Raw genomic sequence first — 20,535 nt, forward strand, 5'->3', positions numbered from 1 at the left:
CAGGGGTTGTGTGGGCGGACAGGGGCCGGTGGGCCCTAGTCCTTCTTCTTGTTCACGGTTTTCAGCATGCCGATTTCGATGTCGGCGAGCTGCTGTTCGAGCACGATCTGCTCGCTGTCGGGGATGCCGCGGCGGCGCATCCAGGCGTCGGCCGGGCCAAGGTCAAAGCCCAGCACCCCGCTGAACGAGGTGCGGAGCTGGCGGCGCAGGTAGCAGGCCAGTTCAAACGCGCGGATGTGGGCCGGCCAGACGTCGCAGGGGACTTCTTCAAAGTCCTCTGGCTCCCAGCCGGAGGCCTCGATCTCTTCGGGTGTGAGGCTGGGGGTGAACAGCTCGCACCCGATGGCGATCAGTTTCCCCGCGCGCCCTCCAGGCAGGCGGCGGTGTAGGCGGCGACCATGGCGCTGATGGCACCAGGGGCGAAGTTATGCAGCTGGCGCAGGGCGGCTTCGGTGAGCGGCTCTTTCAAGTCCCACGATTCCCAGGAGTCGAGGATCTGGGTGAAGCGGTCGTGCGTGCGGCGGCCGATCATTTCGGCCACGGTGAGGTCGTCGTTGGTGGCGGCGGTGCGCTCTTCCTTGACGGCGTCGATCAGCTCGTCCTGCCAGGCGGCGTAGTCTTCAGGCGTGCGGAACTTGCAGACGCCATTGATCTGCTGGTTGCGGCCAGTGCGGTCGGTGAATTTGGCGCGCACTTCGATGGTGTCGGGCGTTTGGCCGATGTTGAAAGCCATGGTGTCGATCTCGTTTTAGGGGAAGGGGAAAAAGGCCCGGCCTGCATACGGTCAGGAGGGCATGAAAAACGCCCCCGAGGGGGCGCAGGAGACACCCCGGCAGGGGTGCATGGCAGCGCGGTGCTTACGCGTAGCGCAGCGAACGGTTGGTGCCGCTGACGGACAGCTTGACGGCCAGGGGCGCGCTGGTGCCGCCGGTCATCTCTTCGTTCAGCGCCAACTTGCAGGGCAGCAGCTGGATGGAGCCGCTGCGCAAGGTGGTCTTCATGATGCATTCGCCGTCGTTTTCGGTCAGGCTCTTGAGCAGCTCGTAGCCGGGCGTGCCCATCTGGTCGACGTCGATCTCCATGGAGCGCGACACGGCCGAGAAGCCGTCGTTAAGGGTCAGCTCGGACAGCATTTCGACGAAGCGGTAGTTGATGGTCTTGGGGTCGCCACCGGAGCTGTTGGGGTTCATCACGCCGGAGATCTGCGTGAACTGACCGGCCTTGCGCACTTCACCCGCGCCGCCACCCGTGGGGTAGATGCTGGTGTTGGTGGTGTTCATGCCTTCCAGCACGAAGGTGTCGGCCGTGATGGACTTGACGCGGAACGCGCGGCGGTTGAGGTTCGCCCAACCGGAGGTGAGCCAGACGATGTCGCCGTTGGCCAGGCCGTGGGCGGTGGCGGATACCACTGCCTCGACCGCGTTAGTGACGCCGGAAACGGTTTTGGCCGCGCCGGTTGCTTGGGCAAACGAGAAGGTCGCGCCCGCCAGGAGTTGTGCCATTGAAGGCTCCTTTCAACGAAAAAAGCCCGCGAGGCGGGCTGGGTTGCGTGCGCCTTGCGGGCACAAAAAAACCGCCGGAGGGCGGGTTCGGTTTTGTGCAGCGGTGACCTTCAGGGGTCGGGGTAGCTGCACATGAAGTCTTGACGGGCGCCGTAGCGGCCGGTGTCGGGGTCGTGGTCGGCGTCGAACGCGGCCAGCGGCCGGGCGGTGAAGGCGGTGGCGGCGCGCAGAGCGCGCTCGATCGCGCGGCTGATGCTGTTGGCCTGCAAGGTGGTGGGCGCCCAGACGGTGACCTGGATGCGGGCCTGTTGCAGGTTGGGTTGGCTGTTTTCCACGTAGTTGACGACGGGGCCGCCGACCTGCGTGAACACCACGTAGGGCTTGGACGCGGGCACGGTGGCGTCGGCCATGCCGGCGAAGACGTAGGGGCACTGCGCCTTCAGGGCCGCCAGAAAGTCAGCTTCGAATGCCATCAATCACCTGCTGGCCACGTTGGGCGATGACTTGGCGCGCGGCGGCCATGGCCTGTTCGCCCGCGCTGTAGTAGGCGGGGCGCAGGAACGGGTGGGCGGGTGCGCGGCTGGTGCCGAACTCGATCAGGTGGCCGTGGGGCGCCTTGCGCTTGTTCCAGCTGACGTGGTAGGTGTGGGACTTGCCGTCTTCGCTGCGTTCGGGCGAATAGGCTTCGTAGATGGCGCTGGCCAGCAGGCCCGTGCGCTTGGGCACGCGCTGGATGACATCGTCGCGGTAGACGCGGGCGGCGGCTTCAGCCGCAGGGCGCAGGACTTCGGTCTTGATGCCTTCTTCCAGCGCGCCCAGCTGCGACAGCAGCGCGTCGGGGTTGAACTGCATGCGCAAGGCGGTCATTGGGGCACCCTTTCAGCGCAGTCGAACACGAGCCACTGGCGGCCTTCGTCGGGGCAGCGTGGCAGGCCGATGACGTCAAAGGTGCGGGCGCCCAAGCGCACGGACCAGGCACCGGTGGCAGCGGCGAGCGCGGCCGACCAACGGGTGGTGACGACATGGGTCTGCCCACTTTGGGCCTGGGCGGCGGCGACGCGTTCGTTGCTGCCCATGGGGCGCACGGCGGCCCAGACGGTGGCGACGTCTTGCAGACCACCGGGGATGGGCTGGCCCAGCTCGTCCAGGGCGCCGCTGGGGTGTTGGAAGGTGAGGCGGACGTCGAGCTGGCCGATGCGCATGGTCAGATCCCCCAGCCGACGCGGTGTGGCATGAGCAGGTACTGCGCGCCGTTGGGGAGCGCGGCCATGCGGTCGTCTTGGACGTCGGCGCGGTTTTCGTACAGGTTGCCCAGGATGAGCAGGATGGCGGCCTTGATGTCGCTGGTGGCGACGATGCCGGCGAGGGTTTCGCGCGCGCGCGCTTGGGCGGCAGCGTAGTCGGTCTGGGCCTGCGCGTGCAGCATGGAGGCGGCGACTGGGTCGGTGACGGCCGAGGCAGCCGCCAGCGCGTCGGTATAGGCGGCGCCTGCGGCGGTGATGGCGGCAGGGGCGGCAGCCATAGCGGCCTGGCGGTCCGCGTCCGTGCCGAACAGGGCGCGGTTGATGAAGTGGGCGGCGCGCTGTTCGGCAGCGGCGAGCTTGTCTTGCACCTGGTCGTCGGGGTAGTCGGGCTCAAGGCGCAGGTGCGCCTTGGCCTCGGGCAGCGTGACGATGGTCATTTCTTGGTGCGGCGGGCGGGCGGCTTGGGCGCGTCCGTGGCGTCCTTGGAAGGCGCGGGCTCGACCACAGGGGTGTCGGGCACGGGCTCGGCGTTGCCGGCGTCGACCAGCTCCTGGCCACGGCGGCTGTCCATGCGCACCGTCATGCCGGCGCGCGGATCGGGATCAATGAAGCGGATGAGCATGGAGGTTATCCCAGCGCCCCTGGGCGCGAGGCCCAGGGGGCGCCAACGGGGTTACGGACCGACGTTGCCCAGGTCGGCGTAGACGAAGGCCTCTGGGCGGTACACGGCCAGGGCCAGGCGCTCTTCGGCCAGGATGGTGACCATGTTCTTGACGAAGTCGTCCTCGTTCTCGGTGGCGACTTCGACGCGGGTCAACCAGCGATCGAACAGCTGGGCGCCCAGCTTGAAGGCGCCGGTGAGCACCTTGTCGGCATCGATCGCCTGCGTGGTGACCACCGGGATATTCCACAGCGTGGCCCCGATGGTGCCTTGCGGGTTGCCGATGATGTAGCGGCCGGTGGTGTCCTTCAGCAGCTCGATGCGCGCCCAGTCGCTGGGGTGCATGACGATGCCGCTGGACGGGTACTCGGCCAATTCAGACTGCAACAAGGCGAGGCGGATCTTGTCGATCTCGGTCACGGTGCCGGCGGGCGTGAACGGGGCGGCGTAGGCCGTGGCCTGCGGGATGATGCCCAGCAGGTTCTGGCCGGTGCCGTCGCCGTTGAGCAGCTGCTTTTCCTCGGCGAAGGCCAGGCCGTAGCGCAGGCGCTGATCGATCAGGCTGGCAAGCTGGGAAGCATCACTGAGGATCTGGCGCGAGGCCTTGACGTAGTGGGCGATGACCTTGGCGGTGGTGCTGACCAGGTCGAACTTCATCGTGGATTCGGGCTTCTTGGCACCTTCGGCCACAGGCGCGGCGGCGTTGGTGAAGCCCGTCTCTTTGACGTATTCGAGCGCGCTGCCGTCCATCTGGCCGGGCGAGATCAGGTCGCGCACGGTCAGGCGGCGCTGCGGCAGCGCCACGATGCCGGGCACGCGCGTGGTTTGCACCAGGTCGCCCGCGGCGCCATCGGTGTTCGTGGTCAGGCTGGTGATGGCGGCGTTGACTGACAGGTCGACCCGGCCGCGCGGCGTGGTCTTGCCGAGGAAGGCCTTGACGTCGTCAGACTGGACGAACTGCTGGCCCAGCGACAGGTGCTGCACGTCGCCACCGGCGCCGCTGCCCTCCAGCTTGGCGAGGGCTTGTTCGATGTGCTGCTGGTTGGCCTGCAGCTCGCCCTGCTTGAGCAGCAGCTCATCGACCTTGGCCTTGGCGTCGGCAGACAGTTGGGCGTGGGCCTTCAGATCCTTCTGGGCCTGTTCGGCGTAGCCTTTGAGGTCGTCACCAACCTTCTTCAGGTCGGCCTGAACCTGCTTGTATTCGGTTTCCACGTTGGCGGTGGTGCCCGCCAGGCCGAGCATGGACAGGCCGGCCAGGACGTCCGAGTGGGCGGCGGCGAAGCCGGCGACATCGAAGCCCATGGCCTGGGCGGTGAGCGACACGACGGCGAGGGCCGCCATGGCGGCGACGGCAAAGAGACGGGAGGTTTTCATGGGAGCGTTACCTTTCACAGGGTGGGGATGAGGTTGACCAGGGACGCCGACATGGCGCTTGCTTGGCCGGTGGGGACAAAGTCGGCCGGTTGGCCGCGCCCGGCGGGATCACCCTCGCCGCTGCCAGCGGGATCGCCCGCGCTGGACTTGACTTCGCTGATGAGGCGCATGGCCTCCGACTTGGGCATGCCGCTGGCGCGCAGGGCGGCTTCGAGCCGGCGCACACTGGTGGCCTGGGCTTTGCCTTCGCCTTGCTGGACCTGGTCGGACGGCAGCAGCTCGTCGGCAAAGCCCTGCTCTACCGCGGCGCTGCCATTGATCCAGGCTTCGGCGTCCATCAACTTGGCGGTGGCCTTGGCGTCCTGCCCGGTGCGGGCGGCGTAGATGTCGGCCATGGCGGCGTCGAAGGGCTCCATCCAGTCGGCGGCCTCGCGCAGGTCGTGGCGGTTGCCGATGGCGACAACCCAGCCGTTGTGCACCATGAAGAAACCGGCGCGGGCGCACTGGATGGTGTCGCCTGACATGGCGATGAATGAGGCCGCCGACGCGGCCAGGCCCAAGACCTTGACGGTGACTTCACCATCGTGCTCACGCAGCAGGTTGTAGATGGCGAGGCCTTCGAACACGTCGCCGCCTGGGCTGTTGATGTTGACGGTAACGGGGCCGGGGCCCATGCTGCGCAGCGCGCCTGCGACGCGCTTGGCGGTGACGCCCTCGCCCGTCCAGTAGTCGTAGCCGATGGCGTCGTAGATGCCAATGGTGCGGTCGCTGTCGGTTGCGCTGGCGGCTGCCTTCAGGCCGGGGTTCCAGCGGTCGTAGGCGCGGGGCAGGATTTCGCTGCGCACAGCGGCGCTGGGGCGGCCGGATGGGGCGCCCGGTAGTTGCTTCAAGCTCATGGGGTCAGTCCTGTGGTGGTGGCGTGTCGCTGACGCCGATGAATGCGCGCAGGGCGGCGCTGGCCTGGGCGGCATCGCTGGTCTGGCCGATGCCGTTGAGCGTGGTCATGGCCGACTGCACGGTGAGAACCGCCGCGTTGCCGCCCTTGGGTTCACGGTCTTCGAGGGAGCGGACTTCGTCGCGGGTGAGGATGCCGTTGTTGACCATGGCACCGTAGAAGGTGGCGCGGCCGTTGCTGTCGGCGCGCAGCAGGCCTTCGACAGCGAACTTGGGGTAGTAGCGCAGGCGCTCGGCCGGGGTGAGCAGGTCTTTGCTGATGGCCTGCTCGATCCGACGCAGCCAGGGGGCGAGCGTGAAGGTGAGGAAGCCGATCATCTGCTGCTCGATCCCGGTGCCCCAGCTGGTGGACTTCTCGGTGTGGCCGACCATCCAGGGCGGCACGCGGAACCAGCGGCAAAGCTCTTCCACGCTGAAGGCGCGCGATTCGAGCAGCTGGGCGTCGACGGGTTTGATGCCAATGGAGTCGACGCCGATGCCGCCTTCGAGTAGCGGGGTTTCACCACGCTCGATAGAGCCGGCGACGCTCTTCTTGAATTCCTCGCGCTGCTCGGGCTTGAGCCACTGGCCGAGCTTGTAGAACAGCGGCTGCATGAGGCCGTTGCCGAAGGCGTCGGACGAGGCTTTGCCGGCGGCGAGGGCGTTGCCGAAGACGATGGCGCCGTGCTCGATCACCGACAGGCCGTTTTCGCCGTCGACGGTGAAGCCCGGCACGTGCCAGATGCGTGCGTTGGGGATGGTGCGCTGGCGGCCGTTCGATTCGAAATAGCGCCACTCGGTCACACCGTTGGGGTGGCGGAACTTGGTGAGGCGGTTGGGCGCAAGGAAGACCAGGCCGACGATGCGGCCGGCGACGATGAGCTTTTCGCAATGGGCGTTGCCACGCAGCAGCATGGCGGCCACGACCGATTCCCAGAACACGGCGGCGGTGGAGTCCACGCTGGGCTGATCGTGCAGGACCATGTGCAGGCGGTGACCCGAAGCGACGCGGCGGCCGGTGGGGGTGCGCTCGTACATCGACAGCGGGAGCGTGGCGATGGTCTCGGATATCAGGCGGGCACAGGCCCATACGGTGGACAGCGACAGGATGGTGCGGCCGGAGACTTCGACCCCGGCCACTTCACGCCGGGCGAACAGTGCGGCCATGCCTTCGGCGTCGCTGAGGGAGACGCTCTGCCCCATCCAACCGGCGACGGCGGCGCGGATGCGCTGGCCCAGGCCGCGCGGGCGGGCGGCAGTGTGTGAGGTGGCTGAAGGCATCAGGCGGGGGCGGGGGCGAAGCTGGCGAGGTAGTCGTCAAGGTCGCCTGCGGGTTGGGCGGCGAGCGCGCGGCCCAGCGCCATGAGCATGGCGATGGGGCCGTCGATCTTGTTTTCTGGGCGCTCTTTGGTGGGGGCGCGCAGCTCGTTGAACTTGCTGACCTTGACGACGAGGTTGCTGACCATCCAGGCCATGACGGGGTTGGCGTCGTGGCGCAGCAGGCCTTCGAGGACCATGTTCTCGATCTGAAGCAGCGGCTGGGTGAAGAACATGGAGCGCTGCTGGATTTCGACCAGGGGCAGGCCCTCTTCAATCAGCTTGCCGGCGAAGTACATGGACAGCGCCGGGTCGAAGGCGATCTCTTGCACGTCGAAGTCGCGGCAGAGCTGGCGCAGGTCGTCGGCGACGACGTCGAAGTCGGTCAGGTCGCCATCGGTGACGCTGACGTAGCCCTGGCGCGCCCAGCCGGCGAGGTGGGCGTTGCCGCTTTCCTGGATGGCCAGCTCGTTAAGGTACAGACGTGTGCACACGCACCAGCGGCCGTCGTCGTCCTGGAATACGAGGCTGGCGGCAGCGAAGTCCTTCTTCTGGGCCAGGTCGAGGCCGATCCAGGCGGGGCGACCGGCGAACGCGCTGAGGTCGCGCAGCGCGGGGGCGCCGCACTTGTCCCAGGCGCGCATGTCCATCCAGGGGGATTCGCCGCTGACCCAGACGTCCAGCCGTTTGGTGAGGAAGTTGTTGAGGGCCGAGGGCATGGCTTCGGCCTTGCGGGCGGCGGCTTCCATGTCGTCGGGCAGCACGCTGACGCCCCAGTTGGGGTTGGCTTTGGCCCAGGCGGCGCGGTCGAAGGGGTCGTCGGCTTCGTCCAGGGTGTAGACGACGCCGAAGAGGGCCGGGTCGTCCACGACGCCGCCGAGGACTTTGGTGACGTGGGTGCGGCGTTCGTAGCAGATGCCGCTGCGGTCGGTGCCGGCGGTGGTGATGTTCCACAGCAGGGACTGTTCGCGCGCGCCGCGGGCGGTGTCGATGACGTCGTAGACGGCGCGGGTCTTGTGGGCGTGCAGCTCGTCGATGACGGCGAAGTGGACGTTGAGGCCGTCGAGGGTGCTGCCTTCCGCGGCGAGCGGGGCGAATTTGCTGGAGGTCTGCGCGACGGTGAGGCTGTGCTGCATGATGGCCAGGCCGCAGTGGTAGCGCAGGCCTGGGGAGCGTTCGGCCATGCCGCGGGCGTCATCGAACACGATGCGGGCCTGGTCGCGGGTGGTGGCGGCGCTGTAGACCTCGGCACCGTGTTCACCGTCGGCGGTGAGCATGTAGAGGGCGACGCCGGAGCTGAGGGTGGACTTGGCGTTTTTGCGGGGGACTTCGATGTAGACCTCGCGGAAGCGGCGCAAGCCGGTGTCGCGGTGGACCCAGCCGAAGACGGTGGTGAGGATGAAGCACTGCCAGCCGACGAGTTCGATCAGACGTCCTTCACGCGCCCACTTGCCTTTGATGTGGGGGAGCAGCTCGATGAACTCGCAGGGACGGACGGCGCGCTGGGCATCGAACGTCCAGGGCCAGTCGGTGGAGATGGGGCGGGCGAGGTCAGCGAGTTGGCGATCGACGGCGAGGCGGGTCCACTTACAGGCGGGCACGGCTCCGCTGGCTACACCGTCCATGTACTGGTGGGCCAAGGCCAAGTGATCGCTCATGCGTTAGTTGACGACGCTGAATTTGGCGAAGCCGGCGGGCGCTTCGGGTTTGGGTTCAATGCCAGGCAGACCGATCTGCTGGTTGTTGCTGGCCTGGACGCGCCCGCGGGCGGCGGGCGACAGGCCAAAGTGCTGCAGGTAGCGGTGCAGCTGTTCGCGGTTGCGACTGATGAGCTGCACGAGGACGGATTGCTGGGCGTACCCGCTGGGGGTGATGGCGTGGCTGACTTCGTAGACGGCGTCGCTGTAATCCATGCCGTCTTTGACGCGCTGATCGACCTTGCGGTTGAACGAGGTCTCCAATTCAGCCAGGCGCCCGGCGGTCTGGCAGTACAGCGCGAGGGCGGCGCGGTCGAGGCCGGAGATCAGGCCCAGCTCTTCCAGCAGCGGCGTGATGCGCTTCCATTCCTTGCGCGCTTCCCTGCCGAGGTGGCGCGGGGCGTCGGGAACGGCAATCGTCGGATTGACGCCCGCCGAAAGGTCAAGCGCACGCTTGCTGGCGTTGCCTTCCAGCAGGCGCAATGCCGCTGGTTTGGGCAAAGGACCACGCGAACCACTCACTTGTCACTACTCCTATCTGGGTACCCCCTCCCCCGAAACCTGCGCACGCAAAAATTCGAGGAACCGGTCGGTTTCCGGGGTGGAGGGGGCGAACTTTCTTACCCCCCTCCCCCCCGGTCGGTGCGGTCACCGGGCTGGGGGTGGGATGCCTCGGGCGCGGCGCTGGCCTCGGGTGGATTCGGCCTTGCGCTTCTCTTCGTGGCATGCATGGCACAGGCCTTGCACGTTCGTGTCGTCGTCGGCGCCGCCTTCGGCCAGGGGCACGATGTGGTCGCGTTCGGTGGCGGGGGTCACGCGGCCTTGCCGCTCGCACTCGGCGCACAGGGGCGACCGGGCGAACAGCGCAGCGCGCATGGCTTGCAGGCGCCGGCCGGTGATGCGCTTGGTCGGCTGGGCTTTGACCCAGGCCGCGCGTGCATGCTTGGCACAGCGCCCTGATCCGTCATGCACCAGCACGCCACAGCCCGGTGCAGAGCATGGGCGCGGGGCGGACTTGGGCATGGCAGCTACAAAAGGTGAAGCCCGGCAAGGGGGCGAACCTGCCGGGCTTCGGGGTGGGCTGCACGTGTGCCGTGGTGCTCGGGGGGTGGGGGCACAAACCCTCGGGACACACGTTCGCTGCAGCTTGCCTGAAATGTGCCAAAGAAGTCTATGTAGTAAAACCCCCCGCCGCGCGCTGGCGCACCTCATCGGCCAGCCGCGCCCGGTCGCGGAACCACATCGCCAGCGCCTGGTCCGCCTGCTCCAGGTGCGCCTTGATGGTCGACTCCGCCTTGCACAGCTTGACCGCCGTGCGCTTGATGTCCGAGCCCTGCACGTAGATGTGCACCAGCGTCAGGTACAGGTGCGGCCGCTCCCAGCGCAGGGCTTGCACCGCATCGTCGGTCAGGCTGGCGTCTACGCTGTCGATGGGGATCACTGTGTCGGCACGACGCCCACGCCCGGCCAGGCGCGCGAAGGCCGACTGCTTCGGGTAGCCCAGCGCGCCCTCGCTGCGCTGCGTGGTCCAGCGCGCCCAGTTCTCCAGGCGCTGGCGCACCCATTCAATGCGTGCCATGCGCAGACCCTCCCGTCGGCCAGACGATCATGAAGCCGATGCCGAAAGCCAAACCCAACGTGATCACTTCTTCCAGGTTAGCCGCCATGTCCATGAAGGGTGCGCCCACCACGTGGCCGCCCTCGATGGCGTAGAAGCAATTGGGCTCACCCCTCAGTGACCGGCGCACCAGCGCGAAGGCCTCGTTGCCCAGCGACCCCTTGGCCTTGGCCTGGATGTCCGCGTAGGTCTGGGGCATGTGCGCCTTGATCGTGGCCAGGCCCTTGGCCACCGCTGCCGCCTGTTCTTGCTCTGTCCTGCTGTCCACTCTGTCCTCCACTTCTTTAAGGAGATAAATCGTGAGATCGCACCCCTGGGCGCGCGCGAGCGTGCCTGTGCACACGCCTGCACTCGCCCGCCCGCATTGGCAAATACGCATCGGCCACCGCCCCTAAAACACTCACCAGACCATGCAGCGGCGCAACCTCGCTCAGGGTTGGTAAGTGGCATCCATAGCCCCCTATGGGAAAAGGGTGGACACGTCGGACAGTGGACAGCGCGGCGCTACATGGCCGCTCCCACCGACGTCCCCGCGTTCGCGCCCCCACGGGCGCACCGCACCATCGGTGCGCCCTCCACTGCGTGGCCCGCACTGCCAGTCTTGCGTCTTGTGCGGTTGGGGGCACGGCGCGATTCGCGCACCGCGACCGGCTGGTCAGGGTGCATCGTCGGCAGCTCCGTGCTGGTTGATGAAAGGGTGCGGCGCATCGTGGTGGTCAGTCCTTCACGATGCCGCGCACCATGGGCATGAGGACCGTCTCTTTGAACAGCCTGCGCAGGTCGCTCATAAAGCTGTCGCACACGACTTGCGCCAACCTTCTATCCACTTCGAACATGGAATTGACCCATGCGTCCGCAGCTGCACCAATGGCGGCATAACGCTGCGCATCCTCGCGCTGCAGGCGCCTGAGCAGCCAGGCCAAACGGACTCGGGCCTGCGCACGCTTACGCAACCCCCTCACGCTAGAACGGCTCATCGTCAGCTCCTGTGGCATTGGCGGTCACCACCGCGCCGGCATCGCCGGCGGGAGGCACATCTGGTGGCGCACCTTCGTCGCCATCCAGCTCGGGCTCAGGCCAGCGGGCCGGGCGCACGTACCGCATGAGGCGCACCGGGCCGACAGGCACCTTCTTCTGGTCCCAGCCCTCCTGATCCAGCCAGGCGCGGATCTGCGACTGCAGACCCGCATTGGCCTTGCCCACGTCGACGCCGAGCGCCTTGATCAGCTGCGCGACCGAGACATGGGCAGTCAGCTCGTTGATTTCGGCCTCGGAGCCCTGGACGCCGGGCGAGCGCGTCAGCAGCCGCAGCAGCTCTTCCTCGATCGCGTCGACCACCAGGCGCTCCTGCTGCATGGGCACGAACAGGCGTTCCTCGGTGTCCTCGTCGGGCCAGTAGCGCTCGCCCGCCAGATACAGCGCCTGCGCCTCCGCAAACAGCTGGTCCCGCCACCTCTCGATCCAGGCCACGTTCATGACGTGCGCCACCGGCACCGGCCAGAAGCGGCGGTTGCCCGTCTTGTCCCGCAGGTACTTGCGGTTGTTGGTGGTGGCGGCCAGCACGCACTGGCGCGGAAAGCTGTCCACCTGCTTGCCGTACGCAGGCCGGTAGCGGTCGACCTCGCTGCTGACGAAGGCCTTGATCTCGTCCACGCCCGCCTTGTTGAAGTGCGCCAGCTCGCCCAGCTCGTACAACCAGACGCCTTGCACCTGCTCTTGTGCTTCCTTGTTCTTCTGCACGTCAAAGCGCGTGTCCGAGAAGAACGCCTTGCCCACCAGCGTCTTCAGCGCCGTGCTCTTGTAGCGCCCGCCCTTGCCTTCCAACACCAGGCAATAGTCGAACTTGCAGCCAGGGTCCAGCACGCGCGCCACCAGGCCCATGACGAAGTACTGCCCCACCAGCGCCAGGTACTCCGCCACGCGCGGCGGCAAGGTGTCTGGCGTTTCGCCGATCACGAACATCAGCCACTTCGCCAAGCGCGGCTTGCCGTCCCAGGCCAGACCCGCGAGGTATTCCCGCACCGGGTGAAACGGGTTCGAGAAAGCCACCGTCTCTATGCCCTCGGCCAGGGCCGCGCGCGCGATGCTGGGCAGGCCGTAGGTTCGACTCAGGTAGGCACCCAGCATCAGCTCGGTGCTGGCGCGCACGGGGCCTGCCTTGCCGTGCGGCCAAGGCCAGTCACGCCGCGCGTCGATGGTGTTTGTCAGCTGGTTCGCGCCCAGCACACCAGCCAGCGCGGGATCTTCCTCCAGCGCGCGGATGACCAGCTTGCGCGAGACCAGCCAGCGCTCCTTGACGTCGTCCCAGTACGGCGCCAGCCACCAGGGCATCGGCCGCGACGAACCGACATCATCCCCGTCCGCAGTGCCAACGGGGCCTTCGATTTTTTTGGGCGGCTCGCCGCCACCGCCCGCGCCAGGCGCAGGCTCGGGGGCGGCCGCATCCGGGTCAGGCGGCAAGGGCTGCGCCTGGCCGAAGTACTTCAGCACGCGGTCGAAGTCCCAGCCTTCTTCGATAGCGTCGGCGGCGTCCCAGCCGCTCTTGCGCACGCCGGGCTCGTCGATGGGCAGGATGCTCACAGCGCAGCCGTGCTCGCGCGTCAGCAGCCAGCCGATGCGGCGCATGGCCAGCAGGCCGGGCTGCTTGTCAGCGGGCTTGAAGGGCTTGGCCGCGCGCGCCACTTCCAGCGCCACCGGGTCATCACCGCAGGCCTTGCGCTCGGCCGTGGTCAGCTGCTCGCGCTGCGAATCGCAGTCGGGCCAGGCCACCACCGTGCAGCCGGCCACCCAGGACCACAGCGCCTTGTCCCAGGCCTTGCTGCCACCGGGCCAGCTGGCCACCACGTACACGCCGGGCGCACCGCCATCCAGCAGCGCCTGCAGCATCTCGGCCTTGCGCTCGCCTTCCACCAGCACCACGGTGCGCGGCGGCTCGCCCTCGCGCGTGGGCAGCTCGCCACCGGGCAGGAACAGGGGGCGCGGCTCGTCGAACTGGCGCCACTGCCACTTGGCCGCACCGTCCGCGGCGGACTGGCAGAACGTGTAGGGGATATCGTCCTTGCCGCCATCGCTGGTGCGAAAGCGCACCACGTAGCCCAGCAGCTGCCCACCCACGCGGTAGGTGGCCTTGCGCGCGATGGTGTCGGCGCCGCGGTGGTAATGGCTGAAGGTGGGCGCGGGCGCAAAGTCCGGCACCGGCAGCAGGGTCTGCCAGGACTCGCGTGGGCGCAGGGGTGCGGGCGGTGCCGGCGGCGCGGGTGGGCGCTCTGCCCGCTGGTGCTGCGTGTCGCGCTGCACCCCGGCCACGTCTTCCAGGCCTTCGTCGCGCGCCACCTGCACGGCTGCCTTGCCCATGTCGGCCAGGCCGTGGATGGCCTTGTACAGCCCGATCAGGTCGCCACCCTTTTCGTCGGTGGCGAAGTCGGCCCAGGCACCGGTCGTCAGGTTGATCGAGCAGCTGCTGCCCTTGCCCCCGGAAAGACTGCCGCACTTGTATTCGTGCCCCTCGCGGTGGCCACCCGGCAACCAGGCCGCCACCAGCGCGTCGGCCCGCGCCAACAGCGCATCGGCCAGCGCCGCGAAATTGATGGGCGGCAACGGCGCCCGTGACTGGTTCAAACCCCGCCCCTTCGCTCTGTTCCTGTGGCGCGCCCGTCAGGCGGCCACACCCCATGCCCGCACCGCCGCCTGCAGCGCAAAGTGCCCTGCGCCCGCGCCCTGCCCCTGCTGTGTGCGGTCGGCCAGCACGTACTCCGCCACCGGCCGGTTGCGGTAGGCCACGCGGCGCGTTCGCACGATGCGCAGCGCCCCTGCCCGCGCCATGTTCTGCACCGACCAGCGCGCGTGCGCATAGCCCACCTGGGCGTGCTCGGCCAGCTCGCCCAAGGTGGGCGCGCGGTCCGGCGTGGTCAGATCAGCGGCCGCCTGCAGCAGCGCCTGGCGCACTTCACCGGCGGGCCTCATGCGGCGCCTCCGGTGCGCTGCCCCGCTACGCCGCCAGCCGGCTGGCCTGCAGCTCTTCCAGCACCGTCAGCCGCGCCTGCAACGCCAGCCATTGCGAGACGATGGTGTTGCCCACGAACGCCTCGAACTCCGGAATGCGCCAGGCCGGCAAGTCGCGCCGGGTAGGCCCGTCGTCCGTGTGCAGGTAGTCCGACACGTGTTGCGGCGGCATACCCGTCTCGGCCGCCAGCTGCCGCTGCGTGGCGTAGTGCACCCGCTTGCGCGCCCACGCCAGCCGCACCGCGTCGCGGTACGTGCGCGCCAGCGTCACCACCGCTATTGGCGCCACCGACGGCGCATCCAGCCGGCCCAACAGCGCCAGCTCCTTCTGTAGTCTTTCCATGGCTGCCCCCATAGATAAATTTCAACGAATCACCGGTTGAATCACCAGTTGCCCAGGACGAAAAATAAAAGCCATGCACACGGCTTTGACCCACGCCTTTCTGACGCACCCGAACGCTGCCGGCACCCCGGCGGGCAGGCACGCGGTGGCCGACCTGGTTGCGAACGGATGCGTCAGAAAGGCCCCCGGCCCGAAGGCCGAGGAAAAGACCGCAGTGGGCGGTCAGGAGACAAGGGGCGCCCGCCCCTGCCGCAGCTACGATGGGCGCTGCTACACAACCATCGCCACGGAGGGCGGACATGAAACGGGACATGGACTTGATCCGGCGGATCGTCCTGGCAACGGCGGACCTGCCGCAGTACGCGCAACTCCAACAGCTTGCGGGGGTCGACGAACGCGAGTTCGTCATGCACGTGGCTTGGCTGGAGGAGGCAGGCTTGGTCAAGGCCAATGTGCGTGTCGGCATGAGCGAATCCGACGGCCAGTACGCCTTCGTTTGGCGCCTGACTTGGGCCGGCTGCGAATTCGCCGACGCCGTGCGCAGCGACACGATCTGGAAGAAAGCCAAAGAAACGGTCATCAAACCCTCAGCCTCCTGGACGTTCGACTTGCTGAAGGAATGGCTCAAAACGGAGATCAGCCAGGGCCTGCCGACCCTCGGGCGACTCGGCCAGTAGGTCGACCAGTTCCGCCGCCGCAGCCAGCAGCGCGCGCTCGGCCGGGTCTTTGGACCAGAACACGTAGTCCGTCTGACGCAACTGAGCGAACATCTGGGGCGCGGCCCCTGCGCGCTCCAGCCAGCCGGCTGCGCGGCGCGCGACACGCAAATGGAGTGAGTCGGTCATCGCGCCCCTCCCTCCTTGCGGCCGATCGCCTCCACAAGCCAGCAGCGGCGCTGCACCTCTTCCAGGCCACGCTCGCCCTCGGGCGAAATGGACGGCACCAACAAGGTCAGGTCGACCACGGGGCAGCAATCGCGCTCCAGCGTGATCACGGCCTTGGTGGTTTTTTCGGGAAGGCCCAGGGCCTTGGCGAGCAACGCGGTGGCGAGGTCAGACATTGGCGCCCTCCCCGGCTTGGGTGGCGGGCGCCGAGGCCAGTTCTGGCCAGTAGTCCTGCCAGTCTTGGGCTCGCAGCTGGACTACAGACACGCCGGACAGCTCGCTCACCTTGCGACACCAGCGCGCCGGTACGCCGCTGGATCGCCAGCTCTGAATGGCTTGATAAGTCGCATCGCCGCCAAGTTTTCGCGCCGCTTCGACGGGGCCACCCATGGCAACGATGGCCGCATCGGCGGCCGCGCGAACGACCGCCTTCAAGTCCGTGGTGCTGCTCACTGGTATCTCACAAGAATTTCTAGCAATGCTAGTTGATCTTGTGTGGACGCGCAACCCCGCACAAGCAACACTTGTGATCATGTCAATTCACCAAACCATCAAGCGCGAACGTGAGGCCCGAGGCTGGTCGATGGAGGACCTAGCTGCCAAAGTGAGCGCCATGGAGGGCCTGCAAAAGCCGCTGTCCTGGCAGGCTGTGCAGCAATGGGAGAAAGAGGACGCCGGAACAGCTCCAAAGCGCAAGCGGCTGGAGGTCGTTGCGGCGCTTTTTGATATGTCGGTCGCGAACCTGCTCGGGGGCTATGGCGGATCACCCGTCGCCGTACTGACGGCAGAGGAAGCCGTGCCCAAAGGTTATCTCAATATAAAAGAATCGATCGTCCGGTTCACCGGAGGAGACGGGTATATAGTGCCCGAGTATGAATTGATCGAAAAAAGTACACCTGCGACGTACAGGGAAAGCTGGTTTCGCGAGCAAAGGATCAATCCTGCCCAGTGCAAGCGATTCAAGGTCGACGGCAGCAGTATGGAAAACACACTATTCCAGGACGATACCGTTCTCGTGAACATGGCAGAAACCAATATCATCGAAGGAAGGGTTTATGCTATACGATATGGCGAACAACTGAAGATTAAGCGACTATATAAAAGACTGGACGGCGGATTGATATTGCACTCCGATAATCCGCTCCACCACCCACAAGACGAAGAGCTGTCTGCCGAAGTAGTGGCAGAGCACATCGCTGTAATCGGAAGGGTGCGCGATAAATCTGGCCCAGGCGGGCTGTAAGTGCATTCGGGGCATTGCCTTGCTCATAGCTGACGATGTAAAATATTGTGTCAGCCGCAGCCAAGCAACGCCATGCGCAAATCTCTGATCGCCGCTCTATCTTCAGCCCTTGCCATCACAGGCGCATTTGCCCAGCAGTCAGGGGGTAAGCAGTCTCGAGCGCGCTCGACAGCTTCCCCAGTAGGGCAGAAGATAGCGCCTATGGCTCCCTCTCCTTTCAAACCGGCCGGCTTTGTAGCGGGCACACCGCTGCCGTCCTATCTGAGCAATGATCCGGTCAAAGTCTATGGCTGGCTTTCTGACCTCATTCGAGAGGTGCCCGGCAAACCGGACAAGTTCTCCACGACCGACGATCGCAACACGTACGTGGCTGCCGTAGCGCAAAAGATTCAGTCGGTCGGGCCAATCGCCATGCCAGGCAGTTGCAGGAATCATTACAAGAGCGATGAACAAAAATACTTAGTCACCGCTATCGCCGTTTCAGTCAAGGATTACAGCGCGGTTCAAACGATAAACGCAGCGACGCATGATTTAAGAGTCATTTCTCTGCAAACCGTCAATAAGAGGACTGAAACATACACTGGTCAAAATGCCTATGGCGCAGAGACACAGGTCAGCAAGATCACAAGCGATCCCTACTCTATCGCCATTCCAAAAACGAGCATCGCCCCAATCTACAAATCCGGTGTTTTATCCAGCGAACTGCGGTACTCATCCTATGGCAAGGATTTCGGCCATATCTCCGTTGGCTTTCCCATGCCATCCAACGAGGCGCGCGCCAATGATTCAGACATTCAGTGTATGTACGTCGTTACATTCGCGGCGCCAACGTTATTTGAATATACGGACCGCACTTCGCCGACCCGAGACCTTCCATTTGAAACGATTCAGAACTTTCATGCGATGTACGGTTCGCTGAATCAATTCTTCGTTTTCAATAAAACAACCGGACAAATCTACGCGCAGGCGTTTGGCGAGGGCGGAGCCATACAAGACACGGCGAAGGTCACTCCGACCAACAGCTATTGCGCTGAAGATGTGATAGAGCGGGTCCGCTCCACGTCTGCCAGCGAGGAGGAAGTCGCCCGTTTCTGCGGCAGACGATAGATGTAGTCTCACTTCCTTGAACCGTCGCCAGACGGTTTTTTTTGTGCCTGACGCCTCGTCTTCACAGGAAGTCGCGCAAGAAATTCACTAGTTTTACTTGTGTGCTAGTTTTTCTTGTGGCAACATGCGATCCATCGCGGCACCCCGCCGCTTTGGAGGCACCATGCACACCCCGACACCCGGCCACCGCGCGCGGCCCATCACCCACCACAGCTACCGCGCCACCCTGTGGCCGAAGAAGGTCGAAGCGGCCGACGTTGAAGAAGCCGCCGACAAGGGCCAGCTGCCCTTCGTCCAGGTCCAGGCCGCCAACGCCGACGACGCCACGCTGAAGGCCGGCCAGGTCAGCGGCGAGCGCGTGCTACGCATTGAACGGCGCGACGACGCGCGGGAGGCCGCATGAGCCGCCACCCCACCCCCAAGGGCGCGGCCGAGCACAGCCGCCACAGCGCGTACATGCCCCCACGCTTTGCCCGCACGGCGGGCCAGGCCTTCAAGGACGCGGACTACGCCACGGCCATCCACCGCCCCGCCGGCCACGTGTGGGGCAGCGCCGACGCCGCGCTGGCCTGGCTGGCGGTGTTGCTGGTGGTGGTGGCCTTCGTGCTGTCGCACCTGGGCGGTCCCAGCGACGCGCAGGCCGAAGCCGACACCCAGGCCGACCTGGCCGCCGCCATCGCGCAGGCCCAGGGCGAGCGGCCCGAGCTGTGGGACGAGGCCAGCCGCGCCCGCGCCGAGGTGGCGGTGCAGCTGGTGGCGAGAGGGGGTGTGCGGTGAGCGGGCAGGGCAAGCACATGCCAGGGCCATTGGGCGTCGAAGCTGGTGGTGTCCACCGCCCAACCATTGGCCGAGCGAACGTCGAGAACAGCGCCATCCTGCGCGGAATTGAGCGCCGAAAGGCCGAACGGGCGGCAATGCGCGCCGCTCTCGCGCAAGCCGAAGAGGTCAACGCCACCCTCATCGCCGCCCTCGAGCGCGTGCTGCCGCTGGTCGACCACTTCGGCGACATCAGCGAATCGAACGCCATCCGCGCCGCCATCGCCAAGGCCACAGGAGCGCCAGCATGACCACCGTCACCCCGTCCACACGCGTGCACAAGGGCAACACGCCCGATGGCACGCCGTACTTTGCGGAGCGCGCTGCGGTCGAAGCGGAAGCGCGCACCGCCGCCCAGGCCGGCGCCACGCTGCTCGACGCCTGCCCCTACCCCTTCGGCACCGAGGCCGAGGAAGTCTTTACCGCCGCTTTTCAGCGCGCGGGCGGGAGGCTGCAGCGATGAACCGCGCCACCCGCCGCGCCATCGCGCGCACCGGCCACGCCCCCATGGACGTGGCCACGCAGACCAGCCTGCGCAAGGCCCAGTGCCTGGTGAAGATCGCCACGGTCTTGGAGCTGAACAAGCCCACCACCGAGGCACAGCACGACGGCATCATGCTGGAGCTGCACAGCTGCTTTGACGCGCTGAAGAACGGCAGCAGCGACCCCGAGCTGTTCAACCGCCTGGGAGGATCGCTGAACACCGCCCTGGTGCTGGCCGAAGCCATCGGCCAGGAGGTGGTGGACGCCATCCTCGCCGCGCACGACGCCCTGCGCCACTGCGCCGCGCTGCGCGATCGGCACGGCCGCTATGGCTTCACCGGCCAGGGCATTCAAGACGTGCGCGAGGCGCTGGACCTGTACAGCCAGATCGTGCGCCTCAGCACCCCGCTGCAGATCAACGCCGCCGTGGACGAAGGCCACCGCCGCGTGCTGAAACAGATGCAAGGCAACGGGGTGCCGGCATGAGAGCGCCCAACCCCGCCAACCCCGACCTGAAGGCCGCCCAGCACCTGCGCGCCACCCTGCACAAGGGCCGCGCGCTGAGCGAACAGCGCGCCGAGCGCGTGGGCTACCAAACCCGCCGCGCGTCGACCCCTGAGCAGGCCGGCCCGGACGATTACACCGGCAGCGAACTGGCGCCCTACACCGGCCGCCCCGGCGCGCTGGACGCCTTCAGCAAGCCCAGCCTGATCGGCGGCCAACGCCGCGCGCACCGGGTGGCGAGCCAGTACACGGAAGGGGATGTGCCAAAAGCATCAACCCCGGCCAGACAGCACCACGCGGGTGGCAACAGCTGATGCCGCGCGCAGGGACCACAGATCCGACCACTTCATTTCACAGGAGCCAACCATGACCGGACCCACACCGACCAACTGTGCAGACGCTTGCACCACGTTCACCAGCCTGCCACCGATCGGCGCCCCACTGGGCGGCGGCATCTTCGCTGGCCTGACCACCCTGCCGGACGGCCAGCACATGGCCGTTGCGCTGCTGCCCAACCAAGGCACCGACCTCGACTGGCCGGCCGCCACCGCCTGGGCCGAAGGCCTGCAGGCCACCCTGCCAACCCGCCCGGTAGCCGCACTGCTGTTTGCCAACCTGCGCCAGCACCTGCGCAAGGAATGGCACTGGACCAGCGAGACGCACGAGGAATTTGCCTCTTACGCCTGGTACTGCGGCTTCGACGACGGCCTCCAGGTCACCAGCCGCAAGAGCTATGAGGCCCATGCCGTTGCCGTCCGCTTGATCCCCATCAGCGCTTAGTTCTTCAATCCTTTTTCATCACCACGC

General features: G+C 66.6%; 31 protein-coding genes. 10 read left to right on the forward strand and 21 right to left on the reverse strand.

Annotated features, from left to right (window positions below):
- Positions 1-35: 35 nt before the first annotated feature.
- From FVQ98_RS14495 to FVQ98_RS14590, 20 genes are all read right to left on the reverse strand, one after another.
- Positions 36-377: a DUF1799 domain-containing protein gene (locus tag FVQ98_RS14495; RefSeq protein WP_147914164.1), complete on the reverse strand. Its 342-nt coding sequence runs from the start codon at positions 375-377 to the stop codon at positions 36-38.
- Positions 350-733, reverse strand: coding sequence for a phage tail assembly chaperone (locus FVQ98_RS14500; protein ID WP_147914165.1), 384 nt, complete (start codon positions 731-733; stop codon positions 350-352). The genes FVQ98_RS14495 and FVQ98_RS14500 overlap by 28 nt, the downstream gene beginning before the upstream one ends.
- A gap of 124 nt (positions 734-857) precedes the next feature.
- Positions 858-1,502: a phage tail tube protein gene (locus tag FVQ98_RS14505; protein WP_147914166.1), complete on the reverse strand. Its 645-nt coding sequence runs from the start codon at positions 1,500-1,502 to the stop codon at positions 858-860.
- Positions 1,503-1,612: 110 nt separating this feature from the next.
- A complete protein-coding gene (gp17, locus tag FVQ98_RS14510; protein WP_147914167.1) occupies positions 1,613-1,975 on the reverse strand; it encodes a tail completion protein gp17 in 363 nt (120 codons plus the stop codon).
- A complete protein-coding gene (locus tag FVQ98_RS14515; RefSeq protein WP_255507795.1) occupies positions 1,959-2,369 on the reverse strand; it encodes an HK97-gp10 family putative phage morphogenesis protein in 411 nt (136 codons plus the stop codon). The genes gp17 and FVQ98_RS14515 overlap by 17 nt, the downstream gene beginning before the upstream one ends.
- Positions 2,366-2,704 carry a phage head closure protein gene (locus FVQ98_RS14520; protein WP_147914168.1) on the reverse strand — a complete coding sequence of 113 codons (339 nt, stop codon included), beginning with the start codon at positions 2,702-2,704 and terminating at the stop codon, positions 2,366-2,368. The genes FVQ98_RS14515 and FVQ98_RS14520 overlap by 4 nt, the downstream gene beginning before the upstream one ends.
- 2 nt (positions 2,705-2,706) lie before the next feature.
- Complete coding sequence (locus tag FVQ98_RS14525; RefSeq protein ID WP_147914169.1) at positions 2,707-3,183, reverse strand: head-tail connector protein; 477 nt, start codon at positions 3,181-3,183, stop codon at positions 2,707-2,709.
- Positions 3,180-3,368, reverse strand: a complete 189-nt coding sequence (locus FVQ98_RS14530; protein WP_147914170.1) for a hypothetical protein — start codon at positions 3,366-3,368, stop codon at positions 3,180-3,182. Before FVQ98_RS14530 ends, FVQ98_RS14525 begins: the two co-directional genes overlap by 4 nt.
- Positions 3,369-3,419: 51 nt before the next feature.
- Positions 3,420-4,781 carry a phage major capsid protein gene (locus FVQ98_RS14535; RefSeq protein ID WP_147914171.1) on the reverse strand — a complete coding sequence of 454 codons (1,362 nt, stop codon included), beginning with the start codon at positions 4,779-4,781 and terminating at the stop codon, positions 3,420-3,422.
- Between the two features lie 14 nt (positions 4,782-4,795).
- Positions 4,796-5,677, reverse strand: coding sequence for a head maturation protease, ClpP-related (locus FVQ98_RS14540; protein WP_147914172.1), 882 nt, complete (start codon positions 5,675-5,677; stop codon positions 4,796-4,798).
- A 4-nt stretch (positions 5,678-5,681) separates the two neighbouring features.
- Positions 5,682-6,995 carry a phage portal protein gene (locus FVQ98_RS14545; RefSeq protein WP_147914173.1) on the reverse strand — a complete coding sequence of 438 codons (1,314 nt, stop codon included), beginning with the start codon at positions 6,993-6,995 and terminating at the stop codon, positions 5,682-5,684.
- Positions 6,995-8,689 (reverse strand): terminase large subunit, encoded by a 1,695-nt coding sequence (locus tag FVQ98_RS14550; protein WP_147914174.1) that lies wholly within the window; start codon positions 8,687-8,689, stop codon positions 6,995-6,997. Before FVQ98_RS14550 ends, FVQ98_RS14545 begins: the two co-directional genes overlap by 1 nt.
- Before the next feature lie 3 nt (positions 8,690-8,692).
- Entirely contained in the window at positions 8,693-9,250 is a 558-nt protein-coding gene (locus FVQ98_RS14555) for a phage terminase small subunit P27 family (protein ID WP_147914175.1), read from the reverse strand.
- 126 nt (positions 9,251-9,376) lie between these two features.
- Positions 9,377-9,751 (reverse strand): HNH endonuclease, encoded by a 375-nt coding sequence (locus tag FVQ98_RS14560; protein WP_147914176.1) that lies wholly within the window; start codon positions 9,749-9,751, stop codon positions 9,377-9,379.
- A 148-nt stretch (positions 9,752-9,899) separates the two neighbouring features.
- Positions 9,900-10,307, reverse strand: coding sequence for an antiterminator Q family protein (locus FVQ98_RS14565; protein ID WP_147914177.1), 408 nt, complete (start codon positions 10,305-10,307; stop codon positions 9,900-9,902).
- Positions 10,294-10,614 carry a hypothetical protein gene (locus tag FVQ98_RS14570; protein WP_147914178.1) on the reverse strand — a complete coding sequence of 107 codons (321 nt, stop codon included), beginning with the start codon at positions 10,612-10,614 and terminating at the stop codon, positions 10,294-10,296. Before FVQ98_RS14570 ends, FVQ98_RS14565 begins: the two co-directional genes overlap by 14 nt.
- A 448-nt stretch (positions 10,615-11,062) precedes the next feature.
- Entirely contained in the window at positions 11,063-11,323 is a 261-nt protein-coding gene (locus FVQ98_RS14575; protein WP_147914179.1) for a hypothetical protein, read from the reverse strand.
- Positions 11,310-13,964: a VapE domain-containing protein gene (locus FVQ98_RS14580; RefSeq protein WP_147914180.1), complete on the reverse strand. Its 2,655-nt coding sequence runs from the start codon at positions 13,962-13,964 to the stop codon at positions 11,310-11,312. Before FVQ98_RS14580 ends, FVQ98_RS14575 begins: the two co-directional genes overlap by 14 nt.
- Positions 13,965-14,000: 36 nt before the next feature.
- Positions 14,001-14,309, reverse strand: a complete 309-nt coding sequence (locus FVQ98_RS14585; RefSeq protein ID WP_147914181.1) for a hypothetical protein — start codon at positions 14,307-14,309, stop codon at positions 14,001-14,003.
- 25 nt (positions 14,310-14,334) lie between these two features.
- The gene (locus FVQ98_RS14590; RefSeq protein ID WP_147914182.1) at positions 14,335-14,691 is read right to left on the reverse strand and encodes an XRE family transcriptional regulator; all 357 of its coding nucleotides are present in this window, start codon (positions 14,689-14,691) and stop codon (positions 14,335-14,337) included.
- A 299-nt stretch (positions 14,692-14,990) separates the two neighbouring features.
- Between FVQ98_RS14590 and FVQ98_RS14595 the strand changes: the two genes are divergently transcribed.
- Positions 14,991-15,368, forward strand: coding sequence for a DUF2513 domain-containing protein (locus tag FVQ98_RS14595; protein WP_147914183.1), 378 nt, complete (start codon positions 14,991-14,993; stop codon positions 15,366-15,368).
- A gap of 164 nt (positions 15,369-15,532) precedes the next feature.
- Here the strand turns inward: FVQ98_RS14595 and FVQ98_RS14600 are convergent, their stop codons facing one another.
- Positions 15,533-15,751 carry a hypothetical protein gene (locus tag FVQ98_RS14600; RefSeq protein ID WP_147914184.1) on the reverse strand — a complete coding sequence of 73 codons (219 nt, stop codon included), beginning with the start codon at positions 15,749-15,751 and terminating at the stop codon, positions 15,533-15,535.
- A 212-nt stretch (positions 15,752-15,963) separates the two neighbouring features.
- Between FVQ98_RS14600 and FVQ98_RS14610 the strand changes: the two genes are divergently transcribed.
- From FVQ98_RS14610 to FVQ98_RS14645, 9 genes are all read left to right on the forward strand, one after another.
- Positions 15,964-16,818 (forward strand): XRE family transcriptional regulator, encoded by an 855-nt coding sequence (locus tag FVQ98_RS14610; protein WP_147914186.1) that lies wholly within the window; start codon positions 15,964-15,966, stop codon positions 16,816-16,818.
- A 72-nt stretch (positions 16,819-16,890) separates the two neighbouring features.
- Positions 16,891-17,925, forward strand: a complete 1,035-nt coding sequence (locus FVQ98_RS14615) for a hypothetical protein (protein ID WP_147914187.1) — start codon at positions 16,891-16,893, stop codon at positions 17,923-17,925.
- Positions 17,926-18,088: 163 nt separating this feature from the next.
- Positions 18,089-18,328: a hypothetical protein gene (locus FVQ98_RS14620; protein WP_147914188.1), complete on the forward strand. Its 240-nt coding sequence runs from the start codon at positions 18,089-18,091 to the stop codon at positions 18,326-18,328.
- The gene (locus FVQ98_RS14625; protein ID WP_147914189.1) at positions 18,325-18,702 is read left to right on the forward strand and encodes a hypothetical protein; all 378 of its coding nucleotides are present in this window, start codon (positions 18,325-18,327) and stop codon (positions 18,700-18,702) included. Before FVQ98_RS14620 ends, FVQ98_RS14625 begins: the two co-directional genes overlap by 4 nt.
- Positions 18,703-18,839: 137 nt before the next feature.
- The gene (locus FVQ98_RS19725) at positions 18,840-18,992 is read left to right on the forward strand and encodes a hypothetical protein (protein WP_187265752.1); all 153 of its coding nucleotides are present in this window, start codon (positions 18,840-18,842) and stop codon (positions 18,990-18,992) included.
- Entirely contained in the window at positions 18,989-19,204 is a 216-nt protein-coding gene (locus FVQ98_RS14630) for a hypothetical protein (RefSeq protein ID WP_255507796.1), read from the forward strand. The genes FVQ98_RS19725 and FVQ98_RS14630 overlap by 4 nt, the downstream gene beginning before the upstream one ends.
- The gene (locus FVQ98_RS14635) at positions 19,201-19,710 is read left to right on the forward strand and encodes a hypothetical protein (RefSeq protein ID WP_147914190.1); all 510 of its coding nucleotides are present in this window, start codon (positions 19,201-19,203) and stop codon (positions 19,708-19,710) included. The genes FVQ98_RS14630 and FVQ98_RS14635 overlap by 4 nt, the downstream gene beginning before the upstream one ends.
- On the forward strand, positions 19,707-20,042 hold the full coding sequence (locus tag FVQ98_RS14640) for a hypothetical protein (protein WP_147914191.1): 336 nt from the start codon (positions 19,707-19,709) through the stop codon (positions 20,040-20,042). The genes FVQ98_RS14635 and FVQ98_RS14640 overlap by 4 nt, the downstream gene beginning before the upstream one ends.
- Positions 20,043-20,094: 52 nt before the next feature.
- Positions 20,095-20,508: an Lcl C-terminal domain-containing protein gene (locus FVQ98_RS14645; protein ID WP_147914192.1), complete on the forward strand. Its 414-nt coding sequence runs from the start codon at positions 20,095-20,097 to the stop codon at positions 20,506-20,508.
- The last annotated feature ends 27 nt before the right edge of the window (positions 20,509-20,535 follow it).

Origin of the sequence: Ottowia flava (assembly GCF_008017535.1) — a bacterium.
Classification (GTDB): Bacteria; Pseudomonadota; Gammaproteobacteria; order Burkholderiales; family Burkholderiaceae_C; genus Ottowia; species Ottowia flava.